The organism is Aeromicrobium halocynthiae (genome assembly GCF_039531385.1).
Lineage (GTDB): Bacteria > Actinomycetota > Actinomycetes > Propionibacteriales > Nocardioidaceae > Aeromicrobium > Aeromicrobium halocynthiae.
In genome coordinates this window covers 12,648-31,156 of the sequence record NZ_BAAAPY010000002.1, presented here as the reverse complement: position 1 = coordinate 31,156, position 18,509 = coordinate 12,648, and the positions used below count along the sequence as shown (strand labels likewise).

The following is an 18,509-nucleotide window of genomic DNA, read 5'->3' as shown; positions in this document are numbered from 1 at the left end:
CATGGCCGAGGTGTCCGCGCCGGAGACGATCACCCGGTGGTCGCGCCGGGCCCGCTCCGGCTCGTCGCACTCGAAGGTGACCGCCACGAGCCGGTCGTCCAGCCCGAGGGCGTAGACGATCTCCGTGGCCGAGGGCAGCAGGGAGGCGACGCGCATGACCTCAGTGTCCTCGTCGCCGCCGCGGGAAGTACTCGCGGACCCGCACCACGACGAACACGCAGACGAGCACGGCCACGGCCACGACGACGACCTTCTGGAAGGTGCCGGCGTACGGCTCGACGCGGTCCCACTCCTCGCCCAGCCGGAACCCGGCGACCACCCAGATCGCGTTCCACACGGCGCTGCCGCCGGCGGTCAGCAGGAGGAACAACCCGACGTTCATCCGCTCGACGCCGGCCGGCAGCGAGATGAGACTGCGGAAGATCGGGATCATCCGCCCGAAGAAGATGGCCTTGTAGCCGTGCCTCGCGAACCAGGCCTCGGTGCGCTCGAGGTCGCCGAGCTTGAGCAGCGGGACGTGCGTGAAGACCCACACCGCGCGCTCGCGGCCGAACCCCCGGCCGAGGCCGTAGAGGATCATCGCGCCGACCACCGACCCGAGCGTCGTCGCGAGCAGTGCTCCGGTGAGCGAGAAGGTGCCTTGCGCCGCCGCGAACCCGGCGAGCGGCAAGATGATCTCGCTCGGGATCGGCGGGAAGAGGTTGTCCGCGCCGACGGCGATGGCCGCGCCCAGCAGACCGAGGCTCTCCATCAGGTCGACGAAGAACCCCGCGAGTCCATCATCTGGACCGTTCACGGCCCGCTCAGAGCTCGGTCCAGGCGATCTCCGGCACCGCGACCGCGGCGAGACGGGCCAGCAGGCCGAGGCGGGCGGCCTGGACGTCGGGGTCGGGGTCCATGACGCGGACCTGCTCGAAGTAGGTCTCGACCACCGAGGGCAGGTCGCCGGCGGAGGCGAACAGGTGCACGACGTCACCGTCGCGACCGGCCATCTCCTGCTCCAGTCGCGCCACCTCTCGCGCCAGGGCCTGCTCGGGAGCGGACTCCGGCTCGCTGTCGACGACCGGGGTCCCCTCGGGGAGGATCCGCAGGACGCGCTGGATCGCGGCGAGGACGCTGCCGTCGGCGTCGGACTCCAGGGCCTCGCTCAGCGAGGCCAGCAGGGCGTCCGCACGGGCAGGACGGTCGGCCGCGGGCAGCACCGCGCGGACGAGGTCGTGGCGGGCGCCGGCGTCGATGAGCTGCAGCTCGTAGCGCTGGCGGACGAACTCGGCGGCCTTCTCGCAGGCCTCGGCGTCGACGGAGATGCCGTCGGCCTCCAGGCGGCGCGCCGCGGCCTCGATGCCCTCGGGCACCGAGACGGCCGACAGCCGCGGGAAGTCACGCAGCACCCGCACGATCCCGAGCGCGGTGCGACGCACGCCGTAGGGGTCGGACGTGCCGGTGGGGACCGAGCCGATGGCGTACATGCTGGTGAGCAGGTCGAAGCGGTCGGCCAGGGACAGCACGGCACCGGGGACCGACTCCGGCCCTGACGACGCAGCCGTGCGCGGCATCTCCATCTCGGCGATCGCCTGGGCGACGGCCTCGGGCTCGCCGGCTCGCACGGCGTATTCGCGAGCCATCGTGCCGGCCAGCGACGACAGCTCCACGACCATCTGCGTGGCGAGGTCGAACTTGCCGAGCGCGGCGGCGCGGCGCACGGTCGCGACGTCGTCGTCACCCAGGTCGTAGGCCTCGACGAGCACGTCGGCGAGCGCCGCGATCCGGTTGACCCGGTCGTCGAACGAGCCGAGGCTGGTCTCGAAGGTCAGGTTGCCCAGCCGGGAACGGAAGTCCTCGGGACTGGTCTCCTGGTCGGCACGCCAGAAGAACGCGGCGTCCTCGTACCGCGCACGGATGACGGCCTCGTTGCCGGCGCGGACGGCGTCGCGGTCGCACGGGCCGTTCGCGACGGTGACGAAGTAGGGCAGCATCGCGCCCTGCTCGTCGACCACCGGCAGGTAGCGCTGGTGCTTGCGCATGACCGTCGTGAGCACGGCCTGCGGCAGGTCGAGAAAGCGTTCCTCGAACGAGCCCAGGATGGGGTGCGGGTCCTCGACGAGGTCGGTGATCTCGTCCACCAGCGACGACTCGCCCTCGACGTCGACCCGGCCACCGGAGTCGTTGGCCACACCGACCGCGACGTTGGCGACCAGCTCGCGGCGCTGCTCGCGGTCGGTGAGGATGCCGGCCTCGGCCATGACGTCGGCGTAGGCCTCCGCGGACTCGACCTCGACGAGCTCCTGGCTGGCCTTGCGCAGCACCCGGGTGGTGCGGCCGGAGACCAAGGACGACACCGCGACGGGGACGACGTCCTCGCCGAGCAGCACCACGAGCCAGCGCAGCGGGCGGGAGTAGGTGAGCTCCGGGTCGCCCCAGCGCATGTTGCGCTCCGAGCGCAGCGAGCGCACGGCGGCCGCGGCGAGCTCGGCGACGATCTCGACCGAGCTGCGTCCGGGCACCTGCTTGACGAGGGTGACGTACTGCTGGCCGTCGATCTCGGCCTCGACGACGTCGTCGGGGGTGCCGCCGTTGCCGCGCAGGAACCCGGCGAGCGCCTTGGTGGGCTTGCCGTCCTCCTCATAGGCCGCCGCGACCTTGGGCCCGCGGACGGTGCGCGTGGTGTCGTCCTCGGTGGGTGCGACGTCGAGGACGGTCACCGCGATCCGTCGCGGAGTGGCCTGGACGGTGACCTCGCCGTGCTCGAGGGAGGTCTCGGCGAGCAGCTGGCGGACGGCGTCCCCGACCTGCTGCTGGGCCCGCTGCACGTCGGTGTGGGGCAGCTCCTCGACACCGATCTCGACGAGCAGGGTGCGCACGTCCTCGACGACGGGCGGCTCGTCGACCTCCGGTGCCTCGAACGGGGCGGGGGTGCCGAGGGGGAACTCCAGCTCCTCGCGGCGGGCCACCCACAGCTCGGAGACCGCGCGGGTGAGACCGCGCATGAGACCGAACGAGCGTGCGCGCTCGGTGGTGCTGATCGCACCGCGCGCGTCGAGCACGTTGAACGTGTGGCTGCACTTCAGGACGTAGGAGTACGCCGGGACGGGCAGCTTCGCGTCGATCATCCGCTGGGCCTCGGCGGCGTAGGACTCGAACAGTCGGCGGTTGAGGTCGGTGTCGGCGGCGTCGAGGTAGTACCGGCTCATCTCGTACTCCGACTGCAGGTGCACGTCGCCGTAGGTGACGGAGTCGTTGTACTGGATCTCGGTGAAGTGCTGCACGCCCTGCAGGGCCATGACGATGCGTTCGAGGCCGTAGGTCAGCTCGACCGCGACGGGGTCGAGGGTGAGGCCGCCGGCCTGCTGGAAGTAGGTGAACTGGGTGATCTCGAGGCCGTCGAGCCAGACCTCCCAGCCGAGCCCCCACGCGCCGAGCGCCGGGGAGGCCCAGTTGTCCTCGACGAAGCGGATGTCGTGGGCGCGGGTGTCGATGCCGATCGCCGCGAGGCTCTCGAGGTAGATCTCCTGCGGATCCGACGGCGCCGGCTTGAGGATCACCTGGAACTGCGTGTGCGTCTGCAGCCGGTTCGGGTTCTGGCCGTAGCGGGCGTCGTCGGGACGGACGCTGGGCTCGACGTACGCGACGTTCCACGGCTCCGGGCCGAGGACGCGCAGGGCGGTGGCCGGGTTGCCGGTGCCCGCCCCGACCTCGGTGTTGAACGGCTGGGCGATGAGCGCACCCCGCGCGGACCAGAACTCCTGGAGTCGCAGGATCACCTGCTGCATGGTGGGCGCGGCAGGACGTGCTGCGGGGGAAATCTCGGTCATGTCTCAATCAGTCGTCGGCGGCGGGACCTTCCGAGAGTACCGGCGACGTGTGGCCCGATCGACACCGACGCGGCGCAAGAACCCGGTGCGACGGCCCCCGGCCGCGGTCTGCACCACCTCAGTAGAACTCGCCCGCGGCGGCGCCAGGGGTCTCGGCGGTGCGAGCCATGGGGGTGAAGCGCGAGTAGTGGCCCTGGAAGGTGACGGTGACCTTGTTGACCGGTCCGGAGCGGTTCTTGGCCAGGATGATGTCGGCCTCGCCGGGACGCTCGGACTCGCCGCCGCCGTGGGAGTCGGGACGGTTCAACAGCATCACCATGTCGGCGTCCTGCTCGATCGAGCCGGACTCGCGCAGGTCCGAGAGCATGGGGGTCTTGTCGGTGCGCTGCTCCGAGCCACGGTTCAGCTGGCTGATCGCGACCACCGGGACGTCGAGCTCCTTGGCCAGCAGCTTGATCGCACGGCTGAACTCCGAGACCTCCACCTGGCGGTTCTCGACCTTCTTGCCCGAGGTCATCAGCTGCAGGTAGTCGAGCACGATGAGGTCCAGCCCGTGCTGCTTCTTGATGCGCCGCGCCTTGGAGCGGATGTCGGGCATCGTCATGTTCGGGGAGTCGTCGATGATGATCGGCGCGGAGTTGACCCGGGGCATCGCACGGGTGATGGCGTCCCAGTCGGTGTTGGTCATGCCGCCACCGCGCATGTGGTGAATCGCGACCTTGGCCTCTGCCGAGAGCAGGCGCATCGCGATCTCCGCGCCCGTCATCTCCAGGCTGAAGATGGCCGACGGTCGCCCCTGGGCCACCGAGCAGGCGCGGACGAAGTCGAGGCCCAACGTGGACTTGCCGACACCCGGACGCGCGGCCACGACGATCATCTGGCCACCGCGGAACCCTGTGGTGAGGCGGTCGAGCTCGGGGAACCCCGAGCCGAGGCCGGACATCTCACCGTCGCGGTTCTGGATGTCGTCGATCTCCTGGATCGTGTCGGGGATCAACGCCGACACGGCGCGGAAGTCGTCGACCGCCGACGACCCGTCGACCTCCAGGACCTCGGCCTGGGCGCGGTCGACCAGCTCGGACAGCTCGCCGGTCTCGGCCCAGCCGAGCCCGGCGATCTTCTGGCCGACCTCGATGAGGCGCCGCAGCACCGCCTTCTCACGCACGATCGTGGCGTAGTAGTCGGCATTGGTGGCGATCGGCACGCCCGCGACGAGCGTGTGGAGGTACGGGGCACCGCCCACGCGGGTGAGCTCGCCGCGGCGCTGGAGCTCGGCGGCGACGGTGATCGCGTCGGCCGGCTCCCCGCGTCCGGCCAGTCCGGTGATGGTCTCGAAGACCGCCTCGTGCGCGGGACGGTAGAAGTCGCGGCCGTCGAGGATGTCGCCGGCGACGTCGATCGCCTGCTTGCTCATGAGCATGGCGCCGAGCACGCTCTGCTCGGCCTCGATCGCCTGCGGGGGCACCCGCCCGGCGGAGGCCGTCTCCTCGTTCTCGGGCGCCGGCGCCGGGTACAGGTCCGCACTCACAGGCTCGCGCTCCTCGTCATAGGGTCACCGTAGGCCGGCCCTCCGACAGGGCCGACGCGCCACACTAGGGCGCCGCGGGGACCACACGGAAGACCGATCCGCACAGCCCCTGGGGACAAGATCGACGCCCCTGGGGAAAACGCCGCGAGGCGTGTGCACAGTCCGTGGACAGACCTGTGGACGTTAGGGTGCCGTTCATGTGGAATGGTGCCCTGACCTGCGGAGACGTGTTTCCCACCGTGTGGAATCAGATCATTTCTGTTCCCCGTGGCCATCTGGGGGCCACCCGATAGACAAGTCGACATCCGGCCCTTAGCACAGGTTCATCCACAGGAGTGACGGTTTTCGTGGCGAAGTTCATCGACCGACGTCCGCGCATCCGTCCCGTCGACCGACAGATCGCCGCGGTCGCCCTGCCTGCCTTCGCAGCGCTCGTCATCGAGCCGGTGATGCTGCTCGCCGACACCGTCATCGTCGGTCGCCTCGGGACGGGTCCGCTCGCCGGGCTCGCCGTCGCGTCGACGGTCCTGCTGACCATCGTCGGCCTGTGCGTCTTCCTCGCCTACGCCACGACCGCGTCGGTCGGTCGTCTGCAGGGCGCGGGCCGCACCCGCGACGCCTACACCGAGGCCGTCGCCGGCCTGTGGCTCGCCGTGACCATCGGCGTCGTCCTCGCGGTCGCGCTGGCCGTCCTGGCCCCACCGGTCGCCGCCGCCTTGTCCAGCTCCCCGGCCGTGGCCGAGGAGGCCGTCACCTACCTGCGCCTCACCGCCCCCGCGGTACCGGCGATGCTGCTCGTGCTCGCCGCCACCGGCGCGCTGCGCGGCGTCCTCGACCTCCGCACGCCGCTCGTCGTCGCCGCCGCCGCGACCGCGCTCAACGCCGTCCTCAGCGTCGCTCTCGTGCACGGCCTCGACTGGGGGATCGCCGGGGCAGCGGTCGGCACGACCATCGCCCAGTGGATCGCCGCTGCCTGGCTCGTGCTGGTGCTCCTGCGCGGCGCGCGTCGGCACGAGGCCGCGACGGGCCCCCGGGTCCGCGGCGTCCTGGCCGCTGCCCGCGGCGGCGCCCCGCTCCTGGCTCGCACGGCGACCCTGCGTGTCGCACTCCTGCTGGCCACGGTGCTGGCCGCGCAGCTCGGCGACGCGCCGCTCGCCGCCCACCAGGTCGCCACGACCGTCGTCAGCCTGCTCGCGTTCGGGATGGACGCGGTCGCGATCGCCGGGCAGACGCTCACGGGACGCTCCCTCGGCGCCGGCAGCGTCGCGCAGACCCGTGCCCTCACCCGTCGGATGGTGGGGTGGGGTGTGTGGTCGGGGATGCTGCTCGGGGGGCTCGTCGCCGCACTGGCGCCCGTCGTCGGACCCGCCGTGACCCCCGACGTGGCCGTCCACGAGGCGCTGCTGCCGGCGCTGCTCGCGGTCGCGCTCGTCCAGCCCGTCTCCGGCGTGGTGTTCGTGCTCGACGGGGTCCTGATCGGCGCCGGGGACGGCGTCTACCTCGCGTGGGCGGGGCTCCTCGTGCTGGCGCTCTATGCCCCCCTGGCCGTGGTCGTCGTGGCCCTCGGAGGCGGACTCGTGGGCCTGTGGGCGGCGTACGGCGGCCTGCAGGTCGCCCGGCTGGCCACCCTGTGGTGGCGCCAGCGCGGCGACCGCTGGATGGTGCTGGGGGTCCGCTGAGGGTCCGGCGGACGACCCCGCACGGACTCAGCGGGCGCGCCAGTAGCCGGTGAGGTCGAGGCAGTCCCGCTCGAGCCCGCGCTCGGCCTTGAGGAACTGCCGGATGGGACGCAGCATGGCCGACTCGCCCGAGACCCAGGCGAAGGCCTGACCGTCCCACCAGGGCGCCGCCTGGACGGCACGCGCCAGGAGGTCGGTGCTGCCGGGCGGCGCACCGTCGCGGTGCAGCCACGTGAGCTCGACCTGCGCGGACGTGGCGAGGTCCTGCTCGTGGGTGCGGTCGGCGACCTCGACGAGGACCTGCGCGCGGTCGTCCGGCCCGAGCTCCTCGAGCAGGCGTCCGATCGCCGGCAGCGCCGTCTCGTCGCCGACGACCAGCATCCAGTCGGCGCCCTCGGGCATCGTGGCGCTGTGGGTGGGCCCGACGATCCAGGCCGGGTCACCTGCTGCCAGGGACTCGACCCAGGTGGAGGCGTGACCGGTGGGGTGGTGGGCGAAGTCGAGGTCGAGGTGTCCGGCGACCGGGTCGAAGTGCCGTGGCGTGTAGTCGCGGTGGATGGCCCGCACCCCGCCCGCCGTCCAGTCGAGCCGACCCTCTTCCTGCACGGGCAGGACGGGGCGCGCGTGACCGGGCGAGGGCAGCAGCACCTTGACGTGGTCGTCGAAGGCCGGCGTGCTGAACGCCGGGACGCGGACGCCGCGGACCTCGAACGCTCCGAGCTGTGCGCCGACGAGCCGGACCCGCCGCATCCCCGGGGTCACGTCGTCGATGCTGGCGACCTCCAGCTCCCGCAGTGCGGGAGGCAGCGTGAGTGCGCGGCGGCGCGAGCGCGACACGTCTCAGTCCACCAGCCCGACGCGTGTCCAGTCCGGACGCAGGAACGTCGACGGGCCGTAGTTGGCCACGCCGTCACGCAGGGCGAGCACCTCTGGCGGCACGGTGAGGGGCACGAGCACCAACGGCTCCAGCACCTGAGCGTCGAGCGCGGCGACCGCCTCGGCCCGGTCGTCGGGGTCGAGAGCCACGCGTGCGGCCTCCCACACCTCGGCCGACCCGGCGGCCACGCCGGTGACGTTGTCGACCGAGCCGGCCGGTCGCAGCCGTGACTCCATCGGGGCCACCCCGAGGATCGCGGCGTCGTAGGAGAACGTCAGCAGGTCGAAGTCGCGGGGCACCAGCACCTGCTCCACGAAGTCCTCCGGCGCGACCGGTCGGACCTCGACGGTGGCGCCGGCCTCGCGCAGCTGGTCGGCGACGGCCTCCGCCCGCGCCTCGGTGACCTCGCCCGCGGGGACGGGGAAGCGCAGCGTCACGTCGGAGAGCACCTCGCGTGCCGCGTCGGCGTCGGGTGCGGGGAGCGCGTCGCTCGCGTCGACGTGCCCCTGCTGGCCGGGCACCGTGAAGACGCTCTCCGCCACCAGCGGCGGGACGTCGAGGTCCGCGACGCCCGCCTCGGCGAGGGCCTCCCGGTCGAGTGCCTGGACCACCGCACGTCGCACCGAGTCGTCGGCCAGCGGGCCGCTGCCACCGGCGTTGAGGGTCAGGTGCGTCCAGCGCGAGCCCGTCGCCGTGCGCAGGAGGTCGGCGTCGAGGTCGGTCCCGCTGGAGGGCACCACCTCGGCGACGTCGAGCTCGTCGGCGGCGAACGCCTCGGCCTGGACCTCGGGCGTCGCGAGTCGCCAGACGATCTGGTCCAGCACCGGGCGCGGCCCCCACCAGCGTGGGTTGGGCTCCTGGGTGACCGTGCCGGTCTCGAGGTCGATGTCGGTGATGGCGAACGGCCCGTTGGAGGGCACCGGCTCCTCGGCGAAGCCGTCGGCGAACCGCTCGGCGTCAGTGCTGATGTCGGCCGGCAGGCGCGGGTAGACGAACAACGGCCAGTCCGAACGCACCCGCTCGAACCTGACGGTGTACGCGAGGTCGCCGTCGGCCTCGACGGTCTCGACGTCGTCCCATCCCTCGTCCTGCGCGACGGCCTCGACCCAGGCGCTCATGTCGACCGACGTGATGGGCGAACCGTCCTGCCAGACGGCGTCGGGCTGCAGCTCGACGCGCACCTCGAGCGGGTCGTCGCCGGTGACCTCGACGGACTCGGCGTAGGCGGGGTCGACCTCCCAGCCGCCGTCCTCGCCCAGGCGCACCGCCGAGCCGGTGGTGGGGGCGAGCAGCCGGTCGAGTCCGGACCGGCCCGGCAGCGCGCCCTCGGCGGCGACGGCGGGATTGAAGCTCGACGGCAGCACGTCGATGCCGACGCGCAGGACCCCGCCCTCGGACAGCTCTGCCGGATCGACGGGCGACCACCCGACGAGCGGGTTCGTCGGCTTCTCGTCGGAGCCGCCCGGCTCGTCCGGGGACCCTCCCCCGAACAGGCCGCAGCCGCCGAGCAGCACGAGGGCCAGCCCGGCGGCTGCGAGCCGCACCGAAGGAGTCAGCGTCTCACTTGGACGCAACGACGTTCAGCCGGACGTTCGCGACCACCTCGGGGTGGACGCGCACGGTGATGTCGTGGGCGCCGAGCGCCTTGATCGGGTTGCCGACCTCGATGCGCCGCTTGTCGACCACGGCACCGGCCTCCTCGAGGGCGGCGGCGATGTCGGTGACGGTGACGGCGCCGAACAGACGACCGGACTCACCGGCCTGGACGCTCACGTTGACCGGCTCGGCCTCCAGTCGGCCCTTGATCTGCTGGGCCTCCTCGAGGTCGTGGACGGCGCGGGAGTCGCGCGCGGCCTTGATGGACTCGACCTGACGCGCAGCACCCTTGGTCCAGCGGATCGCGTAGTGGCGCGGCAGCAGGAAGTTGCGACCGTAGCCGTCCTTGACGTCGACGACGTCGCCGGGCTCGCCAAGGTTGGAGACCTCGTGGGTGAGGATGAGCTTCATGAGTGGTTCCTCCCTCAGCGGGTCGTGGACGTGTAGGGCAGCAGCGCCATCTCGCGCGCGTTCTTGATCGCCTTGGCGATCTGGCGCTGCTCCTGCACGGAGACGCCGGTGACGCGACGCGCGCGGATCTTGCCGCGGTCGGAGATGAACTTGCGCAGCAGCGCGGTGTCCTTGTAGTCGATCTTCGTGTCAGCCGAGAGCGGGTTGCTCTTCTTCTTCGGCTTGCGGACGACGGGCTTGGCCATGATGTGTGGTGCTCCTGTGAAACGAAGGGGGAAAGAGGATCAGAAGGGGGGCTCGTCGGAGGCGGCGGACCCACCCCAGGCGTCGGACTGGCCACCGGACTGCTGAGGCTGCGTGGACCACGGGTTGGCCTGGGCACCGCCCTGGCCGCCGCCGCCACCCTGACCGCCACCGCCGGCGTTGCCGCCGCCGGAGCGCTGGGCCCGCGACGTCTTGGCCGTCGACCAGCGCAGCGAGGGGCCGACCTCGTCGACCTGGATCTCGACGCTGGTGCCCCGCGAGCCGTCCTGGCGCTCGAAGTTGCGGATGCGCAGGTTGCCGGTGACGATCACGCGCTGGCCCTTCTGCAGGGACTCCGCGACGTTCTCGGCCTGCTCGCGCCACACGGCGCACCGGAAGAAGTTGGCCTCCCCGTCCTTCCACTCGTTCGTCTGACGATCGAACGTGCGGGGGGTCTGAGCGACGGTGAAGTTGGCCACCGCGGCGCCGGACGGGGTGAACTTGAGCTCCGGGTCGTCGGTGAGGTTGCCGATGACGGTGATCGTGGTCTCGCCAGCCATGAGGCTCAGCCTTTCGATGGGGTGGGGTCGTCGGACTCCATGGAACCGCAGACCGGGGACATCACCTAGAGCGTGTCCACAGTCCGGTGGTCACCGGAGGCGTCTCAGCGGACGTCGGGCCGGGTGACCTTGGTGCGGACGACGGACTCGTTGAGGCCGAGCTGGCGGTCCAGCTCCTTGACGGCCTCGGGCGTGGACGTGAGATCGATGACGGCGTAGATGCCCTCGTTCTGCTTGTTGATCTCGTAGGCGAAGCGACGCTTGCCCCACACGTCGACGTTCTCGACGGACCCACCGTCGCCGGTGACGACCTTGAGGTAGGTCTCGAGGCTCGGAGCGACCGTGCGCTCATCGAGGCTGGGGTCGAGGATGACCATGACTTCGTACTGACGCAACGACACGTGCGCCCTCCTTCGGTCTGAACGGCTACGGGCGGTCCGCAGCAGGAGGAGGTCCGCCATCGGACGGCGGACAACCGTGGCAGTCTAGCCGGGCCCGGGACCGCAGGCCAAATCAGTCGCCCACCTCGACCGGACCGCGCTCACGCCGAGCCGATCGCCCGGAGCACGTCGAGCCGGGCGGCCCGCCGCGCGGGCAGCACCGCCGCCAGCACCCCGACGACGACCGCGGCGAGGACGTAGAGGCCGAGCCGCGCCCACGGGATCGACAGGACCTCCACGCCCTGGTCGGCCACAGAGCGCTGCAGCACCGTCCCGAACCCCAGGCCCGTGCCGATGCCGAGGGCGGCACCGAGGAGCGCGATGGCCACCGACTCCAGGCGCACCATCTGCCGCAGCTGACGCCGCGAGAGCCCGATGGCGCGCAGCAGCCCGACCTCGCGCGTCCGCTCGACGACGCTCAGGGCGAGCGTGTTCACGATGCCGAGGATCGCGATCACCAGGGCGAGGCCGAGCAGGGCGTAGATGAGCAGCAGCAGCTGGTCGATGCGCTCGCGCTGGCCCTCGGTGAACTCCTCGCGGTCCTGCACGGTCACGGTCGGGACGTCGGCCACGACGCGCTCGACGGCACGGTCGAGCGCACGGACGTCCACCCCCTCCCCTGCCCGCACCGCGACGAAGGAGTCCTGGGCCGGGATGCCCGACCCGTCGAGCAGGTCCCGCGAGACGATGCCCCCCTGCAGCGCCTGCGACGGCTCGTACAGACCGACGACGTCCACCTCGACGCTCTCGAGTCCCTCGGCGGCGGCGAAGTCCACGGTGCTGCCGACCTCGAGTCCGAGCTCCTCGGCCTCGTCGGTGTCCAGGGCGACCTCCCGCACGGTCCGGGGCGCGCGTCCCTCGACGTAGTCCGGGGCGACGACCGCCTCGATGTCGTCGAGGTCGCCCGCCAGCGCCGGCAGTCCGTCCTCGCCGACGCGTCCGGAGACCGCCTGCAGGGCCGCGACCCGCTCGACGCCCGGGACCTGCGCGACGTCGTCCGCGACGCTGGTCGAGAAGGGGATGCCCACGGCGTTGCTGATGACGAGGTCGCCGGGGAAGTCCGCGCGGACCGTCCGCTCGATGGAGGCGTTCACCGAGGAGCCGATGATGGACATGGTGGTCACGAGCGACAGGCCGATCATGAGCGCCGACGCGGTGGCGGCCGTGCGCCGGGGCTGGCGACGCGCGTTCTGCCAGGCGAGCACGCCGACCGCGCCGAAGACGCGCGCGTAGACCCGGCCGGTGATCGCGAGGACCGGCCGCGCCAGGACCGGGGCGGCGAGCGCCACCGCGAGCAGGACGGCCAGGACGCCGAGACCTACCGTGAGCACCGCGTTGCCGGCCCCGCCCAGCCCCCACGCCAGCAGACCGGATCCCAGCAGCGCGAGAGCGACCGCCACGACGGTGCGTCGGCGCACCGAGGTCTCGGGCAGCGCCACCTCGTCGCGCATGGCCGCCACCGGCGGGACGCGGGAGGCGCGACGCGCCGGGGCGTACGCGGCGACCATCGTCACGAGCACCCCGACGGTGTAGGCGACGACGGCGGTGCGCGGGCGCAGGACCAGCGGCGTGGAGTCGAGGTCCAGGCCGAAGGAGGCGAACAGCAGGCGCAGCCCGGCCGCCAGCGCGAAGCCGAGGAGCAGGCCGACCGTGGACCCGAGCAGGCCGACGACGAACGCCTCCGCGAGCACCGAGCGGGTCACCTGCCCGCGGGAGGCGCCGAGGGCGCGCAGCAGCGCCAGCTCGCGGCTGCGCTGCGCCACGAGGATCGAGAAGGTGTTGACGATGAGGAAGGTGCCGACGACCAGCGCGATGGCCCCGAAGACGAGCAGGAACGTCGTGAGGAAGTCCAGCGCCGTGCCGATGACGCCCTGGATCTCGGCGGCGACGTCGTCCCCCGTGGCGGCCTCGAAGCCGCTCGGCAGGAGCGTGCCGACGGCGCGGGCCAGCTCGGCCTGGCCGACCCCGGGGGCTCCGGTCACGGAGATCGACGTGAAGACCGGCTCGCCTCCGAGGAAGAGGTCCTGCGCGGTGGCGGTGTCGACCACGACCAGGGTGACCCCGGCCAGCCCACCACCGGCGAACTGCACGGTGCCGACGAGCGTCGCCTCGATCTGCGGGACGGGACCGGTGCTGAGCAGCGTCACGGTGTCACCCACGGCGTATCCCGCCTGCTCCGCGGACCGGACGTCGAGCGCCACCTCGCCGCCGGTCCGTGGCTCGCGGCCCTCCGCGACGGAGATCGACGGTTCTCCCAGGGCGTTGGGGGCGTCGGAGAAGTTGAAGGTCAGGGTGGGCGCCCCGGCGCCACCGAGGAGGCGTCCGTCGGCACGGACGACGAAGAGCCCGAAGCCGTCGACCGTGCCGTCGGCCCGCTCCACCTGCGGCAGCGCGGCGATCTGCTCGACGAGGGGCGCGTCGAGGGTCTGGGGGACGCCGGCCAGAGGCACCGGACCCCCACGGCGCTCGACCGGGTCGCTGGCGGCGCGGACCGTCACGTCGGGCACCGAGCCGTCGACGATGCCGTCGAAGCTGCGCTGGATGGTGTCGGTGAAGATGAACGAGCCGGCCACGAACGCGACGCCCAGGACGATCGCGAGCCCGCTCAGGAGGAGCCGGACCTTGCGGGCCAGGAGGGTGCGCCAGGTGACGGTGCGCATCAGCGGGTCTGCAGGGCCGTCATGCGGTCCGCGACGCTCGCCGCGGTCGGCGAGCGCAGCTCGTCGACGACACGACCGTCGGCGAGGAACACGACCCGGTCGGTGTACCCGGCGGCCACGGGGTCGTGGGTGACCATGACGATCGTCTGCCCGAGCTCGTCGACGCTGCGCCGCAGGAAGCCCAGCACCTCCGCGCCCGAGGCGGAGTCGAGGTTGCCGGTGGGTTCGTCGGCGAAGACGATGTCGGGCCGCGAGACGAGGGCGCGCGCGCAGGCCACCCGCTGCTGCTGGCCGCCGGACATCTCGTTCGGGCGGTGGCCGAGGCGGTCGGCGAGTCCCACGGCCGCGATGACGGTCTCGAACCACGCGTCGTCGGGTCGCCGACCGGCGATCGACAGCGGCAGGAGGATGTTCTCCCTCGCGGTCAGCGTCGGGACCAGGTTGAAGGCCTGGAACACGAACCCGATGCGGTCGCGCCGCAGGACGGTCAGCTCCTTGTCGCGCATCCGGCCGAGCTCCTGCCCCCCGACGGTGACCGTCCCGGAGGTGGGGGCGTCGAGCGCGGCCATGCAGTGCATCAGCGTGGACTTGCCGGACCCGGACGGGCCCATGACGGCCGTGAACTCGCCGGCGCGGACGTCGAGGTCGACGCCGTCGAGCGCCCGCACCTCGGCGTCGGCGGTGCCGTAGGTGCGCACGAGGTCGCGCACGCTCGCTGCCGGTGTCGGCTCGGCGGTCTGGCTCATCGCGGCTCCTGGGGTTCGGGGAGAACGCTATCGGGCCGGTCCGTCGGTGCAGGTAGCGTCCTGCCCATGGACGCGCGGATCGAGACCCTGCTGGTGTCGCCGCGCCACCGCTACGACGGCCGTCCGGGCGACGGACCCCGGCCGGCGGCCGGGCCCGAGACCGTCGAGCGGGCGACGCTGCGGGCGCACAAGGGCATCGTCGGGGACCGGTACTTCGGCACGCGGCACCGCTTCGCGTCGGTGACGTTCCTGGCCGCGGAGTCCGTCGAACGGCTCGAGCAGGTGCTCGGCGGCCTGCTGCCGGGCACCGGGTCCTTCGACCCCGTGCTGGCGCGTCGCAACGTCGTCACGCGGGGGCTCGACGTGGAGGACCTCGTCCACACGGTCTTCACGGTCGACGCCGGCGCCGGCCCGCTGCGCTTCCGGTCCCTGACCCGGGCGAACCCGTGTGCGTGGATGAACGGGGCCTACGCCGACGGCGCCCACGGCGCCATGCGCGGGCACGCCGGGATCCGCTGCGAGCCGCTCGACGACGGCGAGCTCGTCGTCGGGCCGGTCCGCCTGCTCGACGTCGTCCGCCTGAGCCCCGACGAGCTCACCGCCGCACGGCGTTCCGCCCTGGCCTGAGCTGTCAGCGCAGGCGGGTGATCTCGACCTCGACGAACAGCTGCGACGTCCCCTGGGCGGAGTAGAGGCCGCGCAGGGGCGGGACGTCCGCGTAGTCGCGGCCGCGACCGACGACGATGTGCCGCTGGGACACCTCGACGTCGTTGGTGGGGTCGCGGCCCGTCCAGTCGTCGTCCCACCACTCGACCCACGCGTGGGACTCGGCCGTCACCGTCTCGCCCACCGCGGGCTCGAGGTGAGGGTGCAGGTAGCCGGAGACGTACCGGGCGGGGATCCCGGCCCACCGCAGCGCACCGACGGCGATGTGCGCGATGTCCTGGCACACGCCGTGGCCCTCCTGCCAGGCGTCGGCGGCGATCGTCGTGACCTCGGTGGCGCCGGGGAGGTACTCGATGCGCTCGTGCACGAGTGCCAGGGCGTCCCGGGCGTACTCGCTGGGCGTGGCCGCCGCCGCGCGCAGCGGCTCCAGCAGCTCCACGAGCGAGGGGTGCGGACGGGTCCACTCGGCATCGGTGACGAGGAACTCACAGAACTCGTCGGTGACCCCCGACAGCGCGTCCCAGCCGACCGGCTCGGGCCCCTCGTCGGTGTGCGGCGAGGTCTCGACGGTCGACGTGGAGACGACGACCAGCTCGTCGTGCGGCTCGTGCACCTCGAAGGCCGTCACCACCGAGCCCCAGTAGTCGCGGTACTCCTGCGACCACGCCGTGGGCGTGACGTCGACCCGCGAGCGCAGGACGTACTGCTCCGGCGTCGTCAGCGGCGTCATCCGCGCCTCGTTGTAGGACGCGCGGGCGCTCTGGTCGTAGGCGTACCCCGACGTGTGCTTGATCCTCCACTGCATGCGCTCGTTCACAGGACCGCTCCTCCCGTCCACTCCTGGGCCTCCGAGTGGGAGAAGTACCGCGCCGTGATCGCCTCGCTGGCGTCGGCGCAACGCCGTTGCAGGCGTTCCATCTCCGTCGGCAGCTCCTCCACGATCTCCGGCAGGGGGCGGTACTCCAGCTCCGTGCGGGCCCGACCGAGCAGCCGCTGGGCCTCGTCGCCGAAGCCCGAGCGCTGGCCGCGCGCCTCCAGCAGGCTGAGCGCCCGCTCCGCCTCCTGCAGGGAGAAGACGATCGAGCGCGGGAACCAACGGTCGAGCAGCAGGAACTCCGCCGCCTGCCGGTCGCCCTCGAGGCCCCGGTAGGCGCGGATGAACGCCTCGTACGCGCCACAGGCACGCAACGTCGTCGGCCAGGCCACCTGGGTCTCCTCGGCGAGCGCGGCGGTCGAGAGCATGCGGGCGGTCATGTCGACCCGCTCGATGCTGCGACCGAGGACGAAGAACTGCCACCCCTCGTCGCGCGGCATGGTCGAGCCGGCGATGCCGTTGATCATCGCCATGCGGCTGCGCACCCAGGCGAAGGTGTCGACCGGACGTTTGCTGCGCGCCGACGGCACCCCGCGCCACGTCGTGTTGATGGCGGCCCAGATGTCGGTCGAGAGGATCTCCCGCGCTCCTCGGGCACTCTCGCGCGCCGAGTCGATGGCCGAGGCGATCGAGTTGGGCGAGTCGGCGTTGTGGGCGAGGAGGTCGAGGATCGTCCACCGGTTGACGTTGTCCGGTGCGTCCTCGATGCCCATGACGGTGAGCAGCTGCTCGCACGAGACGGCCTCGTCGACCGACGGGTCCTCGACCAGCACCTGCATCTGCACGTCGAGGATGCGGGCGGTGTCGTCGGCGCGCTCGAGGTAGCGGCCGATCCAGAAGATCTGCTCTGCGATGCGGCTCAGCATCAGCGCACCTCTCCGTCGGAGGACTGGCTCTGGCTCTGGGACTGGGTCTGCTCGTCCTCGACCGCGTCCTTCGGGTCGGCCGGGGTGGACGGGTCGGCCAGCACCCAGGTGTCCTTCGACCCGCCGCCCCGCGAGGAGTTGACGATGAGCTCGCCCTCCGGGAGGGCGACGCGCGTCAGGCCGCCGGGCAGGACGTAGACGTCGTCACCGTCGTTGACGGCGAAGGGGCGCAGGTCGACGTGCCGAGGGCGGATGCCGTTCTCGACGAGGGTGGGGACGGTCGACAAGGAGATGACCGGCTGGGCGATCCACGCCCGCGGGTCCGCGGCGATCTTGGCGCGCAGCTCGTCCAGCTCGGCGGCGCTCGCCGCGGGGCCGATCACGATGCCCTTGCCGCCGGACCCGTCGACGGGCTTGAGCACGAGCTCGTCGAGCCGGTCGAGCACCTCGGCCCGCTGCTCGGCCTCCCCCAGGCGCCACGTGTCGACGTTGCGCAGGATCGGCTCCTCCGACAGGTAGTAGCGGATGAGGTCGGGCACGTAGGTGTAGATGAGCTTGTCGTCGGCGACGCCGTTGCCCACGGCGTTGGCGATCGTGACGTTGCCGGCGCGCGCCGCGTTGATGAGTCCGGGGACGCCGAGCATCGAGTCGGGCCGGAACTGCATGGGGTCGAGGAACTCGTCGTCGATGCGCCGGTAGATCACGTGGACGGGCTCGAGGCCCCGCGTGGTGCGCATCGAGACCCGGCCCTGCTGGCACACGAGGTCACGCGCCTCGACGAGCTCGACGCCCATGGTGCGGGCCAGCAGCGTGTGCTCGAAGTACGCGGAGTTGTAGACGCCGGGCGTGAGCACGACGACGTTCGGGTCGCTGACGCCCGAGGGCGCCGCCGCCCGCAGGGCGGTGAGCAGGTTGCGGGAGTACTGCTGCACCGGACGGATGCGGTGGTCGGCAAAGACCTCCGGGAGCGCCGCTGACATCGCCGGGCGGTTGGTCATGACGTAGGAGACGCCCGACGGGACCCGGCAGTTGTCCTCGAGCACCCGGAACGCGCCGTCGGCGTCACGGATGAGGTCGATGCCGGAGATGTGGACGCGCACGCCGTTGGACGGCTCGAGACCGGCCACGACGCGGTGGTAGTGCGGTGAGGTCAGGACCGTCTCGCGCGGGACGACGCCGTCCGCGAAGACCTCGCCGGGGCCGTACACGTCGGCGAGGAACGCCTCGAGCGCCCGGACGCGCTGGCGCACCCCCTCGTCGACGGGCTGCCAGTCGACGGCCTCGATGATGCGCGGGACGATGTCGAGCGGGAAGGGACGCTCCTCGCCGCCGACTCCGAAGGTGACGCCCTGGTCGAGGTAGGCCGAGGCAAGCGACTCCGCGCGGGAGCGGATCTCCTCGTTGCCCATCTCGCGGAACGCCCCGTGCACCCGGGCGTACTCCTCGCGCAGGTGCTGGTCGTCGAACATCTCGTCGAACCCGCGCAGCGGGCCGTAGCCGTCGAACAGGTGGGCGTCGTCCACAGGTCACCTCGGCGTTCGGGGATCGGTT

16 protein-coding genes are annotated in these 18,509 nt (G+C 72.2%); 2 read left to right on the top strand and 14 right to left on the bottom strand.

The window, feature by feature from the left end; all coding sequences use genetic code 11:
• Positions 1-160: 160 nt before the first annotated feature.
• From ABD213_RS04160 to dnaB, 3 genes are all read right to left on the bottom strand, one after another.
• Complete coding sequence (locus tag ABD213_RS04160) at positions 161-796, bottom strand: DedA family protein (RefSeq protein WP_344324798.1); 636 nt, start codon at positions 794-796, stop codon at positions 161-163.
• Positions 797-803: 7 nt separating this feature from the next.
• Entirely contained in the window at positions 804-3,812 is a 3,009-nt protein-coding gene (locus ABD213_RS04155) for a glycine--tRNA ligase (RefSeq protein WP_344324796.1), read from the bottom strand.
• Positions 3,813-3,930: 118 nt separating this feature from the next.
• Positions 3,931-5,340 carry a replicative DNA helicase gene (gene dnaB, locus ABD213_RS04150; RefSeq protein WP_344324793.1) on the bottom strand — a complete coding sequence of 470 codons (1,410 nt, stop codon included), beginning with the start codon at positions 5,338-5,340 and terminating at the stop codon, positions 3,931-3,933.
• A 347-nt stretch (positions 5,341-5,687) separates the two neighbouring features.
• On the opposite strand from dnaB, the gene ABD213_RS04145 reads away from it, so the two are divergent.
• Positions 5,688-7,019, top strand: a complete 1,332-nt coding sequence (locus tag ABD213_RS04145) for an MATE family efflux transporter (RefSeq protein WP_344324791.1) — start codon at positions 5,688-5,690, stop codon at positions 7,017-7,019.
• Positions 7,020-7,046: 27 nt separating this feature from the next.
• Here ABD213_RS04145 and ABD213_RS04140 read toward each other — a convergent pair whose 3' ends face one another.
• The 8 genes from ABD213_RS04140 to ABD213_RS04105 form a co-directional block, all read right to left on the bottom strand.
• Positions 7,047-7,856: a siderophore-interacting protein gene (locus ABD213_RS04140; protein WP_344324788.1), complete on the bottom strand. Its 810-nt coding sequence runs from the start codon at positions 7,854-7,856 to the stop codon at positions 7,047-7,049.
• Positions 7,857-7,859: 3 nt separating this feature from the next.
• Positions 7,860-9,440, bottom strand: coding sequence for an ABC transporter substrate-binding protein (locus ABD213_RS04135; RefSeq protein ID WP_344324785.1), 1,581 nt, complete (start codon positions 9,438-9,440; stop codon positions 7,860-7,862).
• Positions 9,441-9,456: 16 nt separating this feature from the next.
• The gene (rplI, locus tag ABD213_RS04130) at positions 9,457-9,903 is read right to left on the bottom strand and encodes a 50S ribosomal protein L9 (protein ID WP_344324782.1); all 447 of its coding nucleotides are present in this window, start codon (positions 9,901-9,903) and stop codon (positions 9,457-9,459) included.
• Between the two features lie 14 nt (positions 9,904-9,917).
• A complete protein-coding gene (gene rpsR, locus ABD213_RS04125) occupies positions 9,918-10,148 on the bottom strand; it encodes a 30S ribosomal protein S18 (protein WP_344324779.1) in 231 nt (76 codons plus the stop codon).
• 39 nt (positions 10,149-10,187) lie between these two features.
• On the bottom strand, positions 10,188-10,706 hold the full coding sequence (locus tag ABD213_RS04120; RefSeq protein WP_344324776.1) for a single-stranded DNA-binding protein: 519 nt from the start codon (positions 10,704-10,706) through the stop codon (positions 10,188-10,190).
• 104 nt (positions 10,707-10,810) lie between these two features.
• On the bottom strand, positions 10,811-11,101 hold the full coding sequence (gene rpsF, locus ABD213_RS04115) for a 30S ribosomal protein S6 (RefSeq protein WP_344325569.1): 291 nt from the start codon (positions 11,099-11,101) through the stop codon (positions 10,811-10,813).
• A 146-nt stretch (positions 11,102-11,247) separates the two neighbouring features.
• A complete protein-coding gene (locus ABD213_RS04110) occupies positions 11,248-13,806 on the bottom strand; it encodes an ABC transporter permease (RefSeq protein WP_344324773.1) in 2,559 nt (852 codons plus the stop codon).
• Positions 13,806-14,552, bottom strand: a complete 747-nt coding sequence (locus ABD213_RS04105; RefSeq protein ID WP_344324770.1) for an ABC transporter ATP-binding protein — start codon at positions 14,550-14,552, stop codon at positions 13,806-13,808. Before ABD213_RS04105 ends, ABD213_RS04110 begins: the two co-directional genes overlap by 1 nt.
• Before the next feature lie 66 nt (positions 14,553-14,618).
• Here ABD213_RS04105 and ABD213_RS04100 point away from each other — a divergent pair, with 66 nt between their 5' ends.
• Positions 14,619-15,179: a molybdenum cofactor biosysynthesis protein gene (locus tag ABD213_RS04100; RefSeq protein WP_344324768.1), complete on the top strand. Its 561-nt coding sequence runs from the start codon at positions 14,619-14,621 to the stop codon at positions 15,177-15,179.
• Positions 15,180-15,183: 4 nt separating this feature from the next.
• Here ABD213_RS04100 and ABD213_RS04095 read toward each other — a convergent pair whose 3' ends face one another.
• The 3 genes from ABD213_RS04095 to ABD213_RS04085 are packed head-to-tail and all read right to left on the bottom strand — an operon-like array spanning position 15,184 to position 18,481.
• Positions 15,184-16,035 (bottom strand): transglutaminase family protein, encoded by an 852-nt coding sequence (locus tag ABD213_RS04095; protein WP_344324766.1) that lies wholly within the window; start codon positions 16,033-16,035, stop codon positions 15,184-15,186.
• Positions 16,032-16,958: an alpha-E domain-containing protein gene (locus ABD213_RS04090; RefSeq protein WP_344324764.1), complete on the bottom strand. Its 927-nt coding sequence runs from the start codon at positions 16,956-16,958 to the stop codon at positions 16,032-16,034. The genes ABD213_RS04095 and ABD213_RS04090 overlap by 4 nt, the downstream gene beginning before the upstream one ends.
• Positions 16,958-18,481 carry a circularly permuted type 2 ATP-grasp protein gene (locus ABD213_RS04085; RefSeq protein ID WP_344324762.1) on the bottom strand — a complete coding sequence of 508 codons (1,524 nt, stop codon included), beginning with the start codon at positions 18,479-18,481 and terminating at the stop codon, positions 16,958-16,960. The genes ABD213_RS04090 and ABD213_RS04085 overlap by 1 nt, the downstream gene beginning before the upstream one ends.
• Between the last annotated feature and the right edge of the window lie 28 nt (positions 18,482-18,509).